A 16,278-nucleotide genomic window follows, 5' to 3' on the forward strand; every position below is an offset into this window, starting at 1 on the left:
GCCGCATGGCGGAACTTTCGCTCAAAAATGTCATCAAGCGCTATGGTGCGCTGGAAGTTATCCATGGCGCCGATCTGGAAATTTCCGATGGTGAATTCGTGGTTTTCGTCGGTCCGTCCGGCTGCGGTAAATCAACGCTGCTGCGCATGATCGCCGGGCTGGAAGACATTTCCGACGGCGATATCAGCATCGGCGGGCGCACCGTCAACGATGCCGATCCAGCCGACCGAGGCATTGCCATGGTGTTCCAGTCCTATGCGCTCTATCCGCACATGACCGTCTGGGAAAACCTGTCCTTCGGCCTGCGGATGAATGGCAACCCCAAGACGGACACGGAAAAGCGGGTCGCCCGTGCGGCCGAAATCCTGCAGATCAACGAGCTGATGGAACGCCGCCCGAAACAGCTCTCCGGCGGGCAGCGCCAGCGTGTGGCCATCGGTCGCGCCATCGTGCGCGAACCGCAGGTCTTCCTGTTCGATGAGCCCTTGTCGAACCTCGATGCCGAGCTTCGCGTGCAGATGCGCGTCGAGATTTCGAGGCTGCACAAGCAGCTCGGCACGACGATGATCTACGTCACGCACGACCAGACGGAAGCCATGACGCTGGCCGACAAGATTGTGGTGCTGCGGTCCGGCAGGATCGAGCAGGTGGGGGCACCGCTCGATCTATACGACGATCCCGCCAACCGTTTCGTTGCCGGTTTCGTCGGCTCGCCAAAGATGAATTTCATGGACGCGACCGTGATCGCCTCCGGGATGAATGAGGTGACCGTGGCGTTGGCAAGCGATCCTTCCGTGCGGCTTTCCCTGCCGGTTCAAAGCCGGATTATCGAAGGGACTGCGGTTGCCCTCGGCGTAAGGCCGGAACATTTCGCGGATGCCGGTTCGGGTGATGCGGACCTTTCTGTCCACGTGGATGTCGCCGAGCATCTCGGCAATACGAGTTACGTCCACGCCAGCACGGAGGGCGGAGAGCCGCTCGTGATCGAGCGCCCGGAATCACGCGATGTCGGCAAGCGGGATCGCCTGACCGTTGGCATCAGCGCTCAGAAAGCATTCCTTTTCGACAGTCAGGGCAAACGCCTGCGCTGACGTCTTCCAAGAGCCACACTTAAACAGAGTACGAGGTTTTCATGACGACCGACCAACCGATCCGCTGGGGAATCATCGGCCCAGGAACCATTGCGCGGACCTTTGCGGATGGCATCGCGCATTCCGGAACCGGGAAACTGGAAGCGATCGCGACCCGCAATCCCGACAAGCCGGGCCTTGCTGAGGCATTCCCCGGTGCACGCATCGTCAAAGGTTATGATGCGCTGCTGGCCGATCCGCAGATCGATGCCGTTTATATCGCCACGCCCCATACGGGCCATGCCGAATGGGCGATCAAGGCGATACGGGCCGGCAAGCATGTTCTTGTCGAGAAGCCGATAGCATTGTCCGCCTATGATGCCGATGCCATGTTCCATGAAGCGAAGAAGGCGGGCGTTTTCGCGGGCGAAGCCTATATGTATCGTCTGCATCCGCAGACGGCGAAGCTGGTGGAGCTGATCAAAAACCGGACCGTCGGCGATATCCGTATCATTCGCTCCAGCTTCGGTTTCAACATGGGTTCGTTCCGTGCCGATCACCGGTTGTTTGCCAATGAGACGGCGGGCGGCGGTATACTGGACGTTGGCGGTTATCCCGTTTCCATGGCGCGGCTGGTTGCTGGTACGGCAGAGGGCAAGGCGTTTGCGGAACCTGAAAAAGTTTCCGGAGCCGCGTATCTCGGCCAGTCCGGTGTCGATGAATGGGCGTCCGCCGTCCTGAAATTTCCGAGCGGCATAGTAGCAGAGGTTTCATGCTCGATCATGGCGACACAGGATAACGTGCTGCGCATCATCGGTTCGGAAGGCCGTATTGAAGTCAAGGACTTCTGGTTTGCCGCAGGTCACAAGGGCGGTGTCGGTCGCATCGACATCATTCGCGGCGACAATACGGAAACGATTGAGCTGGCGGAAGACCGTTGGCTTTACTCCTTCGAGGTCGATGCGGCAGGAAAGGCGATCCGCGAAGGCAGGCACGAGTTCGATGCGCCGGGCATGACATGGGCGGACACGCTTGGCAACCTGCGTGTCATGGATCAGTGGCGAGCATCCGTCGGCCTCGAATACGGTGTGGAAAAAGCTGCTCTGCGAAGGACCAACATTGCCGGTGAACCCGTCGTGGCGGGCAATGCGGTGCCGAAACGCCAGGTGCCGGGACTGACCAAGCCCGCTTCCGTCGTAGCGCTCGGTTTCGAATTTTTCCCGAATTTCGCCTCTGCTTCGCTGACGCTGGACGCGTTTTACGAAGCGGGCGGCAATCTCTTCGATACGGCCTATGTCTACGGCGGAGGCAAGACAGAGGCGATCTTCGGCGACTGGCACACCAGCCGCAACGTCCCGCGTGAGGATATTGTGCTGATCGGCAAGGGGGCGCATTCGCCGCTCTGCTACCCTGACATGATTGCCAAGCAACTCGATCAGTCGCTCGACCGGCTGAAGACCGATTACGTCGATGTCTATTTCATGCATCGCGACAATACGGACGTACCGGTCGGCGAGTTCGTCGATGCGATGGATGCAGAAGTGCGGCGTGGGCGCATTCGCGGTATTTTTGGTGGGTCGAACTGGACGCGCGAGCGGATGGATGAAGCCGCAGCCTATGCGGAAAGAACCGGGAAACAGAAGCCGGCGGCGCTTTCCAACAACTTTTCGCTTGCGGAAATGCTGGACCCGATCTGGCCCGGATGCGTTGCTGCGTCCGATGACGACTGGAAGAGATGGCTGAACGCCCGAAACGTCCCGAACTTCGCATGGTCGAGCCAGGGGCGCGGTTTCTTCACGGATCGGGCCGGACGCGACAAGCGCGACGATGAGGAAATCGTGCGCGTGTGGTATTCCGACCGCAATTTCGAGCGTCGTGACAGGGCCATCGAACTTGCCAACGAACTCGACCGGCTGCCGATCCATATTGCGCTGGCCTATGTCATCGCGCAGCCGTTCCCGGTCATCCCGCTGATCGGACCGCGTACGATTGCGGAGCTGGAAGATAGCCTTTCAGCGCTCGATATCCGGTTGACCGCAGATCAGCTGAAACGGCTTGCGGCCTGAAAACAACAGGATGCGGGGGAACGCATCTCCCGCCTTTTTTCTCCGGCCCTGGGCTGCTAAAGCGGAAGCCTCGATCACAACAGGCTTTCGGAGGCGTCATGAGCGATATCGATCGGCACCGTGCGGAAAAACTGATGCGGGAGGCCGGGCTCGATGCGCTTGTTCTCTTTCAGCCGGAAGCCTTTCGTTATGCGGTCGGCGCGCCGGCCGGTGTCGCGACCATGTGGGGCAGGGCGGGTTCCGCGATCGCGCTTGTGCCGTGCGACGCAGCACCATCGATCTCAGCCGTCGTCAGTGATCACGCCGCACCGCTCGTCGCGAAGGCAGCGCCGAATGTCGAGATACGAATGCACCGCATCTGGATCGATCTGGTCGACCTTGCCGGTGTGGAAACCGTGACTGAGGTCAATGACGCCTACCGCCGCCATAATTCCGGCGGGCAGCGGCCTGAAACCTTCGATCGTGCCGCCTGTTTCAACCTGTTGAAAGAGCTGCTCGAAGAGCGCGGTCTTGCAACGGGCCGTATCGGTGCGGATCTGGAGTTCCTGCCGGCCGCTGATTTCGAAGCGTTGAAAGGTGCCGTGCCGGGCGTCGTCTGGGTGGATGGCTCCGAAACGCTGCGGCGTCTGCGTGCCGTCAAAACGCGCAATGAGATCGTACGCCTTCGAAACGCTGCTCTTGCGGCCGAAGCGGGGCTTGTCGAAATGGCCGAGGCGGTTCGTCCCGGCGTTTCGCTCGGCGCATTGTCCGCGGCATGGAAGGCGGGCGCGCAGGGATATGCTGCCCGGTCCGGATTTTCCCTGAGCGGCCACTGGGATTATATTTCAGTCGGTCCCGGCCTCTCCGACATGGCGGCGGTCGTTACGCCGGGTGCCTTGATAAAAGCCGATATCGGAACGCTGGTCGATGGCTACTCATCGGATGGCGCACGCACTTTTTCCTTTGGTGCGGTGTCGCCGCTTGCCGCAGAAATCTACAGTGCCCTTGAACATGCTTTCTCTTGCGGACTGGAGGCGCTGCGTCCGGGCAATACGTTCGGCGCAGTTCATGCGGCAATGCTTGCCGCCATGCGAAGCCGTGGGTTTGGGGAATATTATCGCGGCCATTTCGGCCACTCGGTTGGCGGCAGCGTAGGCATCGAGGAATGGCCGTTTTTCTCGAATAAAAATGCCGAGATCATCGAACCCGGCATGGTCGTCGCTGTCGAAGCGCCGTTTTATGGCGAAGGTTTCGGTGCTCTGATGATCGAGGATCAGTTCCTCGTGACTGAAACCGGTGCGGAATGCATGACCACCCTGCCGCGCAGTTTGCGGGATCTGTCCGTTGGTTGATCCTACAGAAAGTCGTCGCGGCGCGGCGTGAAGCAGTCGATCAGTTCGCCTTTCTCAAGGCACAGGCAGCCATGCTCCACATTGCCAGGAATGACAAGGCTGTCACCCTGTTTCAGTTCATAGGCTTCGCCGTTGCGGAAAAAGCGGAAACGTCCGCTGGCCACATAGGTAGACTGCACGTGCGGATGGCTGTGCAGCTTGCCTTCCGCGTCCGTTTCGAAACGGAAGGACACGACCATCAGTTCTGGTGCTTCCGAAAGCACGGTACGCTGAACACCCTTGTCAGGGGAAACCGTCGGGAAGGCGGGAAGCGACATATGTTTATTCTCCTCTTTCAAATCGTCGTCTGGTCGCCATGCTCAGCGCGGTGTGCGCAGCATGGCGCGGTAGCGCATCTGGCTATTTTTCAGATGATGGCGCATCGCAGCTCTTGCGGATTCCTCGTCGCCGTCCTGTATCGCAATCAGAATGGCCTCATGCTCACCCACAAGCCGGTTTATGTCCTCGGGTGAGAGGACTTTTTCCGCTCCGTCCTTCGAAACGGCTCGGCGCGGAATAAGGGTTGCCCCAAGAACTTCGAGGAATTCGCTGAAGCGCGGATTGTTCGCGGCCTCGGCAATCGCAAGATGGAAGGCGAAATCAGCCTCCGCCGTTGGAGCCCCACGCGCCGCGCTGGAGCGGAAGGCGTCGAAAGCCTCGATGATCTTTTCCTCCTGGGCGGGTGAGCGGCGAAGTGCGGCAAGTCCCGCCGCGTCACCTTCCACGGCGGTGCGCAACTCCAGCATCTCGATCAGCGAGGACACGCGCGCAAGGTCGACATTGTCAAAGGGCCGCCGTTCGGCAGGTGCCGGCTCCAGCACGAAAACACCGGCTCCCTGTCGTGGCTCTACCAGACCGTCGGAGCGCAGCGCTGCGATGGCCTCGCGTATGACTGTGCGGCTGACGCCGAACTCCTGGGTCATCTGCGCTTCGGACGGCAGGCGATCACCGGTCTTGTAGCGCCCCTTGGATATCTGACTGCGAAGTTCGTCCGCAACCTTCACCACAAGGGTTCTGCCTGGCGGGGCCGAGGGTTCGGAGAGGATCGCTTTTGTCATCGTCGGAGCCGTTTCATAAAGGGGCATGTTGCCTGTGAACTGTGTCGATACGCCAATCGTCGCACGCCATGCAATCGTTATGAGGATCGGGGCGAATGGAAAATCGCCCTCATACGCCGTCACTCTTACTTGAAAATCGGGTTGTCGATAAAGACGCCGCCCTGAAACCGCGCCACGGCATCCGCTGCGGCAGGCTTTGGCACCGTTGCATCGATATGCTGTCTGTAGCTTTCCGCGTTGTCCTTCGGCTTCCAGCCGAGCCAGCCAATGTGCGAGTTGTCCCACCAGCTGGCATCATTGGCGGATGCACCCCAGATGACGGGGCAACCAAGGACGGGCGCACGGAAAACCGCTTCCATCAACGACGTGAAGTCATCATGCGAAAACCAGCTGGACAACATGCGGTGGTTCGTCGGTTCCGGGGTACAGGAGCCGATGCGCACGAGAGCGGTTTCCTGCCCGAATTTCTCGAAATACATGCGTGCCAGCGCTTCACCGAAACATTTGGAAACACCGTAGAGGCCATCGGGCCGAAATGGCACGTCCTGCGTCAGCCGTTCCGTCTGAGAGTAATAACCGATGGTATGATTGGAGCTGGCGAAAACGATGCGCGGCTGACCGTTGGCGCGGGCCGCTTCGTAAAGATTGTAGAGTCCGACGATATTTCCCTGCAGGATCTGCTCGAAAGGCCGTTCGACCGAAATGCCGCCGAGATGGATGATGCCGTCGCAGCCCGCTACCATGTCGTTGACGGCGGCCGCATCGGCCAGATCGCATCGCACGCACTCCTCGTTCAGTCCCGGCTGGCCCAGAGGGGCAATATCGGCAAGACGTAGGATGTCGGCCATATGCGCGAGACGTGTCCTCATGACCTGGCCGAGTTGACCTGCCGCTCCGGTAACAAGAAGCCGTTTCATCGCAATTTTCCTCCAGAAGATGCCATGCGGTCCTTCGGTGTCGAGCCTATTGACCTTGTCATACATATCGTACAATAAGTGGATAACATATATTATGTGTTTGTTGCAACAGTTCCCAAGGAGGAGTTTCATGCTGACCGTCGAAACACGTCAGGCCGTCAATCCGGAATACGCGAAAACGCTGGATACGGAGGGGCTTCGCAAGCATTTCCTTGCGAACGACATGTTCCGCAGTGGTGAGATTCGGCTCATCTATACGCATTATGACCGCTTCGTGATGGGTGCTGCCGTACCGAACGGTGGGTCTTTGGTGCTCGACAAGGTGGAAGAAACGAAGACGCCTTCGTTCCTCGATCGTCGTGAAATGGGCGTGGTCAACGTTGGTGAAACAGGGACTGTCAGTGCTGCGGGCGAGACCTATACGCTGAACCGTGGCGATGTGCTTTATCTCGGTGCGGGTTCCGGTGCCGTCACGTTTTCGGGCGCTGGCCGCTTCTACATCGTATCCTGCCCGGCGCATCGCAGCCTGCCGTCAAGGCTCGTCACGATTGCCGATAGCAAGGAAGTAAAGCTCGGCGCGACGGAAACGTCGAACAAGCGCACCATCAACCAGTTCATCCACCCGCTTGTGATGGAAAGCTGCCAGCTGGTGCTAGGTTATACCATGCTGGAAGATGGTTCCGTCTGGAACACGATCCCCTCGCATGTGCATGACCGCCGTATGGAGGCCTATCTCTATTTCGGTATGGATGAGAAGTCCCGTGTCCTGCACCTGATGGGTGAGCCGCAGGAAACGCGTCACCTGTTCATTTCGAACGAGGAAGGCGCGATTTCTCCACCCTGGTCGATCCACTCCGGTGCCGGCATCGGTTCCTATACCTTCATCTGGGCCATGGCTGGCGATAACGTCGATTATACCGATATGGACTTCATTCAGCCGGGGGATCTGAGATGATAAATCCCTTTTCGCTTCAGGGACGTAAGGCACTTGTCACGGGTGCCAATACCGGGCTTGGGCAGGCGATTGCCATCGGTCTGGCAGCGGCCGGCGCAGAGGTTGTCTGCGCCGCTCGCCGCGCGCCGGACGAGACACTGGAGCTCATCACAGGGCAGGGGGGGAAGGCGAGCGCCCTGCTCATCGACTTCGCGGATCCACTTGCTGCGAAGGATGTTTTTGATGGGGCCGGTTTCGATATCCTTGTCAACAATGCGGGCATCATTCGCCGCGCGGATGCCGTGGAGTTTTCGGAAGCTGACTGGGATGACGTAATGGACGTCAACCTCAAGGCGCTGTTCTTCACGACGCAGGCTTTTGCAAAGGAACTGCTTGCAAACGGCAGGTCCGGCAAGGTCGTCAATATCGCTTCCCTTCTGTCGTTCCAGGGCGGTATTCGCGTTCCGTCCTATACGGCGTCGAAGCATGGTGTTGCCGGTCTTACCAAGCTGCTGGCAAACGAGTGGGCGGGCAGAGGTATCAACGTCAATGCCATCGCGCCCGGTTACATCGAGACAAACAACACCGAAGCGCTGCGCGCCGATGACGCCCGTAACAAGGCCATCCTCGAGCGCATTCCCGCCAATCGCTGGGGGCGCTCGCAAGACATTGCCGGTGCGGCGGTCTTTCTGTCGTCGTCGGCGGCCGATTATGTGCATGGCGCCGTTCTTAATGTTGATGGCGGGTGGCTGGCACGTTGATTGCGCCACCCTTCTCGAAATTCATCATATAAGTTGTATGATGACTTATTGACAAATATATGCTGGGCTGCTTAGTTGCAGTGAATGGATTTACAAAGGACTTCCGAAATGACCCCTGAACAGATCAAGGCAGCGCTTGGCTCCGGCCTCCTTTCTTTCCCCGTCACGCATTTTGATGCAGAAGGCCGTTTTGCTGGGGATAGCTACAGGGCGCATGTCGAATGGCTCGCGGGTTACAAGGCGCCTGTGCTTTTTGCCGCTGGCGGTACGGGCGAGTTCTTTTCGCTGAAGCCGGGCGAGATCCCGGAAATCGTTGCTGCTGCCAAGGAAGTGTCCGGCGAGACGGCCATCGTGTCCGGTTGCGGATACGGTACGGACATCGCCGTCGATATCGCGCAATCCGTGCAGAAGGTCGGCGCAGATGGCATCCTGCTTTTGCCGCACTACCTGATCGACGCGCCGCAGGAAGGCCTTTATGCGCATATCAAGAAGATCTGCCAGTCGATCGATATCGGCGTCATGGTCTACAACCGCGACAACTCTGTCCTTCAGGCTGACACGCTTGCCCGCCTCTGCGACGAATGCCCGAACCTGATCGGTTTCAAGGATGGCACCGGCGATATCGGTCTTGTTCGCCAGATTACCGCGAAAATGGGTGATCGTCTGATGTATCTCGGTGGCATGCCGACGGCTGAACTGTTTGCCGAAGCCTATCTCGGCGCCGGTTTCACCACCTATTCATCGGCGGTCTTCAATTTCGTTCCGGGTCTTGCGAACGAATTCTATGCGGCTCTCCGTTCCGGCGACCGCGCTACCTGCGAGCGTATTCTCATCGACTTCTTCTATCCGTTCATGGCAATCCGGAATCGCGCCAAGGGCTATGCCGTTTCCGCTATCAAGGCAGGTGTCCGTCTGCAGGGCTTCGATGCAGGTCCGGTTCGCGCCCCGCTCAAGGATCTGACGGACGAGGAGCTTGGCATGCTCGACAAGCTGATCGGTTCCCATAAGCGCAAGGGCTGATTGCAGGGCAAAGGGAGGGGAGCCAATGAAGATCACAGCTGTCCGCACGCATCTGCTCGAACACCGGCTGGATACGCCTTTCGAAAGCGCATCCATGCGGTTTGATCGTCGCGCCCATGTGCTGGTCGAAATAGAATGCGATGACGGAACCGTGGGCTGGGGCGAATGCCTCGGTCCGGCGAGGCCCAACGCCGCCGTCGTCGCTGCCTATTCCGGCTGGCTTATCGGCAAGGATCCTCGCGAGACGGAAAAGATCTGGGCAACCCTCTACAACGCCCTGCGTGACCAGGGGCAGCGCGGCCTGAGCATTACCGCGCTGTCTGGCATCGATATCGCGCTCTGGGATATCAAGGGCAAGCATTACGGCACGTCCGTTTCCATGCTGCTCGGTGGTCGTTGGCGCGAAAGCGTTCGCGCCTATGCGACCGGCAGCTTCAAGCGTGATGGCGTGGACCGGGTGGCGGACAATGCCGCCGAAATGGCCGAGCGCCGGGCGCAGGGATTTCATGCCTGCAAGATCAAGATCGGTTTTGGTGTCGAGGAAGATCTGGCCGTCATCAAGGCTGTCCGTGAGGCGATCGGCTCCGATATGCGTCTCATGATCGATGCCAATCACGGTTATACACTTCAGGAAGCCATCACCGTCGGCAACCGTGCGGCTGAGTATGGAGTGGATTGGTTCGAGGAGCCGGTGGTGCCGGAGCAACTGGATGCCTATGCCCGCGTTCGCGCCGGCCAGCCGATCCCGGTCGCGGGCGGCGAGACGTGGCATTCACGTTACGGCATGTGGCAGGCGCTATCAGCCGGTGCGGTCGATATTCTCCAGCCGGATCTGTGCGGTTGCGGCGGTTTTTCCGAAATGGCGAAGATCACGACGCTTGCGACCCTTCATGGCGTGCGCGTCGTGCCGCATGTCTGGGGAACGGGCGTGCATATCGCCGCAGCGCTCCAGTTCATGGCGGCAATGACGCCGGACCCCGTTCGTGTCAATCCGATCGAGCCGATCATGGAGTTTGATCGCACCCATAACCCGTTCCGTCAGGCGATCCTGAAAACGCCGATCGAGGCGGTGAACGGTGTCGTGGCGATCCCGAACACGCCGGGTATTGGCATCGAGATCAATCGCGACGCTCTCGTGGAATACAGGATGCCGGACGCATGAGCGCGCTTCAGCGCCAGCTTTCCGGTGCTGCGCCGACCCCCGCTTTGCCGCGGGGGGCGGTTGATGCGCAGATGCACATGTATCTTCCGGGATATCCGGCACTCGCCGGTGGGCCCGGTCTGCCTCCGGGTGAACTGCCGCAGCCGGATGACTATCGCAGGCTCATGCAATGGCTGGGGATCGATCGCGTCATCATCACACAGGGCAACGCTCACCAGCGTGACAACGCAAACACCCTTGCCTGTGTCGCGGCGATGGGAGATGTCGCCCGCGGCGTGGTGATCGTTGACGATACGACGACGGATGCCGAGATGGAGCGACTTACCGCTGCTGGCACCGTCGGTGCCCGTATCATGGATCTGCCGGGGGGAGCGGTGGATCTCTCGTATCTTGAAGCCGTCGATGATCGCGCTGCCGCCGCTGACTGGATGATCGCGATCCAGTTCGACGGCAACAATCTTCTCGATCACCTGCCGCGGCTGGAGAAAATCCGTTCGCGCTGGGTTTTTGACCATCACGGCAAGTTCTTCAAGGGGATCGATCCGGATGGTCCCGAGGTTGCAGCGCTTCGAAAGCTGATCGACCGGGGCAACGTCTGGTTCAAGTTTGCCGGTGTTTACGAGAGTTCGCGGGATGCGTGGCCTTATGAGGATGTGGCCGCCTTTTCCCGTCGTGTCGCCGCCCATGCACCGGAGCGCATCGTCTGGGGTACGAACTGGCCGCATAATTCCATTCGGGAAACGGCTCTCTATCCGGATGATGCGCGGTTGGCGGAACTGGTGCTCGGCTGGTTGCCTGACGATGTGGCGCGGCACCGCGCGCTCGTTGAAAACCCGCAGGAACTCTTCAAGCTCCCACGATTTCCGGCGGCTTGATTGCAATTTGATATCGGCAGGAAGGGATTGGTTTCTGCCGCGGCAGTCATGAAAGGTTTGCATACCGGCCCGGACGGGCAGGACAATACGGTCCAGGGGGTCATCATAAGGCCGGACCGATCACAAAGAGGAGGAAGACAATGAAAAAGATAGCAGGCATGCTTTGTGTCGCCATGGGGATGGCGCTTTCCGGCATTTCGGCGCAAGCGCAGGAAATCACCCTGCGTTCCGCGGATATTCACCCGGACGGTTATCCGACCGTCGAGGCGGTGAAATATATGGGCGAGCTTCTCGCTGAGCGGAGCAAGGGACGCATCAAGGTTCAGGTGATGAACAACTCCGTTCTTGGCGGAGAGAAGGACACCATCGAGCAGACGCGTTTTGGCGTCATCGACATGAACCGTGTCAACGCCGCGCCGTTCAACAATCTCGTCAAGGAAACCACCGTTCTCGGCCTGCCGTTCCTGTTCCGCTCCACCGAGCATATGCACAACACCGTCGATGGCCCGATTGGTGATGAAGTTCTGGCGGCATTCGAACCGCATGGCCTCGTTGGTCTCGCTTTCTATGATTCCGGCGCGCGCTCGTTCTACACGACGAAAAAGCCGATCGAGAAGCTGGCGGACCTCAAGGGCCTTAAGATCCGCGTCCAGCAGTCTGACCTGTGGATCTCGATGATGCAGGCTTTCGGCGCCAACCCGACCCCCATGCCGATGGGTGAGGTTTACTCTTCGCTGGAAACCGGCGTTGTCGACGGTGCTGAAAACAACTGGCCGTCCTACGAGTCCGCGCGTCACTACGAAGTGGCCAAGAACTACACGCTGACCGAACATTCGCTAAACCCGGAAATCCTCGTCATCTCAAAGGTCACCTGGGACAAGCTGAACCCGGAAGACCAGAAGCTCGTGCGTCAGGCCGCAAAGGACTCGGTCGGCAAGATGCGTGAACTGTGGAGTGCCCGTGAAAAGGCTTCGGAAGAGAAGGTGCGTGCCGGCGGCGCAAATGTCATCAAGGTCAACAAGGAGGAATTCGCAGCCGCGATGGCTCCAGTTTACGACAAGTTCGTGACCGACCCGAAGATGAAGGATCTTCTCGAGCGCGTTAAGGCAGTCAAGTGATTTTGGAGAACCGGCCCTGTCATTAGGGCCGGTTTTTTTGTCTTGCCGCGCCTCAGTAGAGGAGGAAAAACAATGCGAAATTTTATGAGGGCCATCCGCCCGATCCTCGGCGTGCTCAGCCGCACGTCACTATACATCGCCGGCATCGGCATGGTTGCCATGACGCTCATCGTGGGCTGGCAGGTCTTCGCCCGCTACGTCCTGAATGACTCGCCCAGCTGGTCGGAGCCGCTCTCTCTTCACCTGATGTCATGGTTCATCATGCTTGGGGCTGCGGTCGGCGTACGTGAGAGTGTGCACCTCGGGCTTGATATCGTTCGTTATATGATGCCGCCCCGCGTGCAGACCGGTATGGATATGACCAGCCTGGCGCTCATTTTCCTGTTTGGTATCGGCATGGCCTGGTACGGCACCTCACTTTCGATGGGTACCTGGACGGCAACGATCCCCGTGCTTGGCTGGCCGGGTGGTGTTGATTTCTTCCCGCTGATTGCCGGTGGTTTTCTGATTTCCCTGTTTGCAGCCGAGCGTTTTGTCGATCTTGCCCTCGGCGAGGAAATCGCTGCGGATGTTCTCGTGCAGGAGGCCGCATAATGGCATACGCAATCCTTTTTGGCGTGTTTACCGTGCTGATGATGATCGGTACGCCGATCGCATTCTGCCTCGGCATCGCGTCTTTCGCTACGGTTCTTTATCTCGGCCTTCCGCCCATTGTGGTATTCCAGCAGTTGAACTCGGGTATGAACGTCTTCGCGATGATGGCGATCCCCTTCTTCATCTTCGCAGGCGATCTGATGGTGCGTGGCGGTATCGCTCATCGTCTGATCCGGTTTGCAGCCGGTCTCGTCGGGCATCTCCGTGGTGGTCTTGGTCAGGTCAACATCGTCGCTTCGACGCTGTTTGGCGGCATTTCCGGTTCGGCTGTCGCGGATGCGTCGGCAGTTGGCGGGCTGATGATCCCGCAGATGGCCCAGCGTGGTTATGACCGGGATTATGCGGTCAACGTTACCGTGAATTCCGCCATTATCGCGCTGATGATTCCGCCGTCCCACAACATGATCCTCTATTCGATTGCTGCGGGCGGCAACGTTTCCGTGGCGGACTTGTTCACGGCTGGCATCATCCCGGGCCTGCTTCTGGCGCTTGCGCTTATGGTCACGGCTTACATCGTTGCAAGGCGTAAAGGTTATCCTTCGGAGCCATTCCCGGGCTTCTCGAAGCTGATGTATTACCTGTTGGCGTCTTTCCCTGGAATTCTACTGATCGGCATCATCTTTGGTGGCGTACGCTCGGGCGTGTTCACCGCTACCGAAAGCTCGTGTATCGCGGTTCTCTATGCATTTCTGGTCGCGATGCTCGTTTATCGCGAGCTGGACTGGAGTGGTTTCGTTGAGGCTGTGATGGGTGCGGTGCGCACCACGGCCATGGTGCTGCTTGTGATCGGCACGGCCGCGTCTTTTGGCTGGCTGATGGCCTTTCTTCAGGTCCAGACGCTGATGATTGCCGCGATCAGCGCGATTTCGGACAACCCGATCATCGTGCTTCTCGTCATCAACGTCATCCTGCTTCTGCTCGGCACGTTCATGGACATGGCGCCGATGGTCATTATTGCGACCCCGGTTCTGCTGCCGGTGGTCAAGGCTTTCGGCATCGATCCGGTTCATTTCGGTGTCGTTATGATCCTGAACGCCGGTATCGGCCTGAATACACCGCCGGTTGGTACGGTGCTGTTCGTGGGGTGTGCTGTAGGCGGCATATCGATCCGCGAAGCGATGCGCACGATATGGCCGTTCTTCGGAGCCAGCATCGCGGTGCTTCTTGCCGTCACCTACATTCCGGGGCTGTCGCTCTGGCTGCCATCGCTGTTCCGCTGAGGCGCGCCGCCAAAATTGCAAAGCCCCGCTACACCAGCGGGGCTTTTTCGTTCTGTAGTGCCAGTGCTTCTTCCTGCTCCCCTTCATCTAGCTGCAAGAGGTTGCCGTGGCGGCTCCGTCTGATCTTGTTCATGTGGTCGCGGGGGCTCAAGCCCAGCGTCCGTTTGAACATGCGCGAGAAATAGTAGGGGTCGCCGTATCCAACTTCCGCGGCGGCAGAGGCGACGGATAACCCTGCCTCCAGAAAATGCATGGCGCGTTCCATGCGCTTGAACTCCTGATATTTTCGCGGCGTTCTGCCGACGCGCTTCTGAAATTCCCGCAGGAAGTAATCGCGATTATACGGTGCTGCATCCGTGGCAGTTGCGGCAATATCAGGGTCGAGCGGATTGGCCGAAATCATCGTCACCGCTTTCATCACGGCAAGATCGAGCGCTTCGGTACCCTCCGGCTGGAAACTCGGCCGATCGATCCACCCCAGAAAGGCATCGTCAATAAAGGCGATCAGCAGCACCATGAAAAGATGATGCTGACTGAGTGTGACGGAGGAGGGCGGTGCGCTCTGGCGGTAGTGTCGTGCCAGCGGCTCAAGTAGCGGCCAGCGACTGAGATGCACCTTCGGTTTGAGATCCATCTGCGCGATCAGGTTGTGCCGTCCGTAGATATCCAGCGTGAAATGCTGGGCGATGCCCCGATATGTGACCGTTTTCTCATTCCAGCCGACGAAGCGCTGTCCGCGGGAAACGAGCATGGCGTCGCCCGGCTCCATGATGCGTGATTCTCCGTCCACCAGATAATGCCCCTGTCCTTCCAGGCAGATGATCAGGTCATCGACCTGGTTGGATTTGTCGATCTGCCATGTGCGGGAATGCTCCATCTTGATCGTGGCACGCGTCAGATTGAGTGCGAGCGCCGCAGGCGGAACAGTGGAGAGGATGCCACCTTCAATTTCGTCCATCTTTTTCCTCCCCTTTGTTAATTCACTTTGATACGACGTTTTGGTTTTTATACAGCATAAACCGCCTGTAAGCGCTGCATCAATCCTGGAGGAGGTGGAGCGCGGCGAAAAGTGCATTCTCATGCGCTTCGCTGGCTGCTTCGGGAGAATCACTTGTACGAAATTGTATTCATGAATACGCGCCTTTCCGGGGCGCGGGGAGGAGTGTCATGAAGTCTCAACGCCTTCTGGGACTGGGATATCTGGCGCCATATATCATTGGGCTTCTGATCTTTACGGCGATCCCGTTTCTGGGTTCTCTTTATCTTAGCTTCACGCGCTACGATCTGATGAGCGATCCGACATGGGCAGGGCTCGCCAACTATGAGCGCCTGTTCACGCGTGACCGGACCTTTCTCAAATCGTTGAATGTCACGCTGCTTTACGTGTTTCTGACGGTGCCGCTGAAGCTGGCCTTCGCGCTGTTCATCGCAGCGATACTCAATTACAAATTGCAGTTCATCAACTTCTTCCGGACTGCCTTTTACGTTCCTTCCATTCTCGGCGGCTCCATCGCGATTGCCGTTTTGTGGCGTTACATGTTCGCGACCGAAGGTCTTGTGAACATGGCGCTCGGTTATGTCGGCCTGTCGCCGGTGGACTGGTTCGGGGATCCGACCAACGCGCTTTTCACCATCACGCTACTGCGTTGCTGGCAGTTCGGCTCGGCCATGGTGATCTTTCTGGCGGCCCTGCAATCCATCGACAAGTCGCTTTACGAGGCGGCCGCCATCGATGGTGCCGGTAAGATCAGAACCTTCATATTCATCACCCTGCCGCTTCTGACGCCGGTTATCTTCTTCAACCTCATCATGCAGATGGTTCAGGCGTTCCAGGAGTTCAACGGACCATACATCATCACCCAGGGCGGACCGCTCAAGTCCACCTATCTTCTGCCCCTCTACATTTATGACGAGGCGTTCAAGAAGTTCAACATGGGCTATGCCTCTGCCATTGCATGGGTCCTTTTCACCATCATCACCGTGCTGACCCTCGTTGCCTTCTGGTCTTCGAAGAAGTGGGTCTATTACGCCGGCGACAAGCGGAACTGATCTC

At 58.6% G+C, this 16,278-nt stretch carries 16 protein-coding genes; 12 read left to right on the plus strand and 4 right to left on the minus strand.

The genetic code is table 11. The features are described from left to right. Window positions 1-5: 5 nt before the first annotated feature. From N7578_RS04930 to N7578_RS04940, 3 genes are all read left to right on the plus strand, one after another. Window positions 6-1,091: a sn-glycerol-3-phosphate ABC transporter ATP-binding protein UgpC gene (locus N7578_RS04930; RefSeq protein ID WP_311109181.1), complete on the plus strand. Its 1,086-nt coding sequence runs from the start codon at window positions 6-8 to the stop codon at window positions 1,089-1,091. 41 nt (window positions 1,092-1,132) lie between these two features. Beyond that, window positions 1,133-3,136 carry an aldo/keto reductase gene (locus N7578_RS04935; protein WP_311109182.1) on the plus strand — a complete coding sequence of 668 codons (2,004 nt, stop codon included), beginning with the start codon at window positions 1,133-1,135 and terminating at the stop codon, window positions 3,134-3,136. 98 nt (window positions 3,137-3,234) lie between these two features. Next, the gene (locus N7578_RS04940) at window positions 3,235-4,467 is read left to right on the plus strand and encodes a Xaa-Pro peptidase family protein (protein WP_311109183.1); all 1,233 of its coding nucleotides are present in this window, start codon (window positions 3,235-3,237) and stop codon (window positions 4,465-4,467) included. Between the two features lie 2 nt (window positions 4,468-4,469). On the opposite strand, the gene N7578_RS04945 is transcribed toward N7578_RS04940, so the two are convergent. The 3 genes from N7578_RS04945 to N7578_RS04955 all read right to left on the minus strand — a co-directional run bounded on the left by N7578_RS04945 (window position 4,470) and on the right by N7578_RS04955 (window position 6,481). Beyond that, the gene (locus N7578_RS04945; protein ID WP_311109184.1) at window positions 4,470-4,784 is read right to left on the minus strand and encodes a cupin domain-containing protein; all 315 of its coding nucleotides are present in this window, start codon (window positions 4,782-4,784) and stop codon (window positions 4,470-4,472) included. A 42-nt stretch (window positions 4,785-4,826) separates the two neighbouring features. After that, a complete protein-coding gene (locus N7578_RS04950; protein ID WP_311109185.1) occupies window positions 4,827-5,564 on the minus strand; it encodes a FadR/GntR family transcriptional regulator in 738 nt (245 codons plus the stop codon). A gap of 125 nt (window positions 5,565-5,689) precedes the next feature. Then, window positions 5,690-6,481 carry an NAD(P)-dependent oxidoreductase gene (locus N7578_RS04955; RefSeq protein ID WP_311109186.1) on the minus strand — a complete coding sequence of 264 codons (792 nt, stop codon included), beginning with the start codon at window positions 6,479-6,481 and terminating at the stop codon, window positions 5,690-5,692. A gap of 130 nt (window positions 6,482-6,611) precedes the next feature. Between N7578_RS04955 and kduI the strand changes: the two genes are divergently transcribed. From kduI to N7578_RS04995, 8 genes are all read left to right on the plus strand, one after another. Beyond that, the gene (gene kduI / locus N7578_RS04960) at window positions 6,612-7,436 is read left to right on the plus strand and encodes a 5-dehydro-4-deoxy-D-glucuronate isomerase (protein ID WP_311109187.1); all 825 of its coding nucleotides are present in this window, start codon (window positions 6,612-6,614) and stop codon (window positions 7,434-7,436) included. Then, window positions 7,433-8,176, plus strand: coding sequence for a 2-dehydro-3-deoxy-D-gluconate 5-dehydrogenase KduD (kduD, locus tag N7578_RS04965; RefSeq protein ID WP_311109188.1), 744 nt, complete (start codon window positions 7,433-7,435; stop codon window positions 8,174-8,176). Before kduI ends, kduD begins: the two co-directional genes overlap by 4 nt. Before the next feature lie 108 nt (window positions 8,177-8,284). Then, a complete protein-coding gene (gene kdgD / locus N7578_RS04970) occupies window positions 8,285-9,196 on the plus strand; it encodes a 5-dehydro-4-deoxyglucarate dehydratase (protein WP_311109189.1) in 912 nt (303 codons plus the stop codon). A 25-nt stretch (window positions 9,197-9,221) separates the two neighbouring features. Beyond that, window positions 9,222-10,358: a mandelate racemase/muconate lactonizing enzyme family protein gene (locus tag N7578_RS04975; RefSeq protein ID WP_311109190.1), complete on the plus strand. Its 1,137-nt coding sequence runs from the start codon at window positions 9,222-9,224 to the stop codon at window positions 10,356-10,358. After that, window positions 10,355-11,233, plus strand: coding sequence for an amidohydrolase family protein (locus N7578_RS04980; RefSeq protein WP_311109191.1), 879 nt, complete (start codon window positions 10,355-10,357; stop codon window positions 11,231-11,233). Before N7578_RS04975 ends, N7578_RS04980 begins: the two co-directional genes overlap by 4 nt. A 140-nt stretch (window positions 11,234-11,373) precedes the next feature. Then, window positions 11,374-12,351, plus strand: a complete 978-nt coding sequence (locus tag N7578_RS04985) for a TRAP transporter substrate-binding protein (RefSeq protein WP_311109192.1) — start codon at window positions 11,374-11,376, stop codon at window positions 12,349-12,351. 72 nt (window positions 12,352-12,423) lie between these two features. After that, window positions 12,424-12,945 carry a TRAP transporter small permease gene (locus N7578_RS04990; protein WP_311109193.1) on the plus strand — a complete coding sequence of 174 codons (522 nt, stop codon included), beginning with the start codon at window positions 12,424-12,426 and terminating at the stop codon, window positions 12,943-12,945. After that, entirely contained in the window at window positions 12,945-14,225 is a 1,281-nt protein-coding gene (locus tag N7578_RS04995; RefSeq protein ID WP_311109194.1) for a TRAP transporter large permease, read from the plus strand. Before N7578_RS04990 ends, N7578_RS04995 begins: the two co-directional genes overlap by 1 nt. A 28-nt stretch (window positions 14,226-14,253) precedes the next feature. On the opposite strand, the gene N7578_RS05000 is transcribed toward N7578_RS04995, so the two are convergent. Beyond that, window positions 14,254-15,183, minus strand: a complete 930-nt coding sequence (locus tag N7578_RS05000; protein WP_311109195.1) for an AraC family transcriptional regulator — start codon at window positions 15,181-15,183, stop codon at window positions 14,254-14,256. Between the two features lie 209 nt (window positions 15,184-15,392). Here N7578_RS05000 and N7578_RS05005 point away from each other — a divergent pair, with 209 nt between their 5' ends. After that, window positions 15,393-16,274 (plus strand): sugar ABC transporter permease, encoded by an 882-nt coding sequence (locus tag N7578_RS05005; protein ID WP_311109196.1) that lies wholly within the window; start codon window positions 15,393-15,395, stop codon window positions 16,272-16,274. The last annotated feature ends 4 nt before the right edge of the window (window positions 16,275-16,278 follow it).

Origin of the sequence: Agrobacterium tumefaciens (assembly GCF_031801495.1) — a bacterium.
In the GTDB taxonomy this organism is placed as follows: Bacteria; Pseudomonadota; Alphaproteobacteria; order Rhizobiales; family Rhizobiaceae; genus Agrobacterium; species Agrobacterium tumefaciens_K.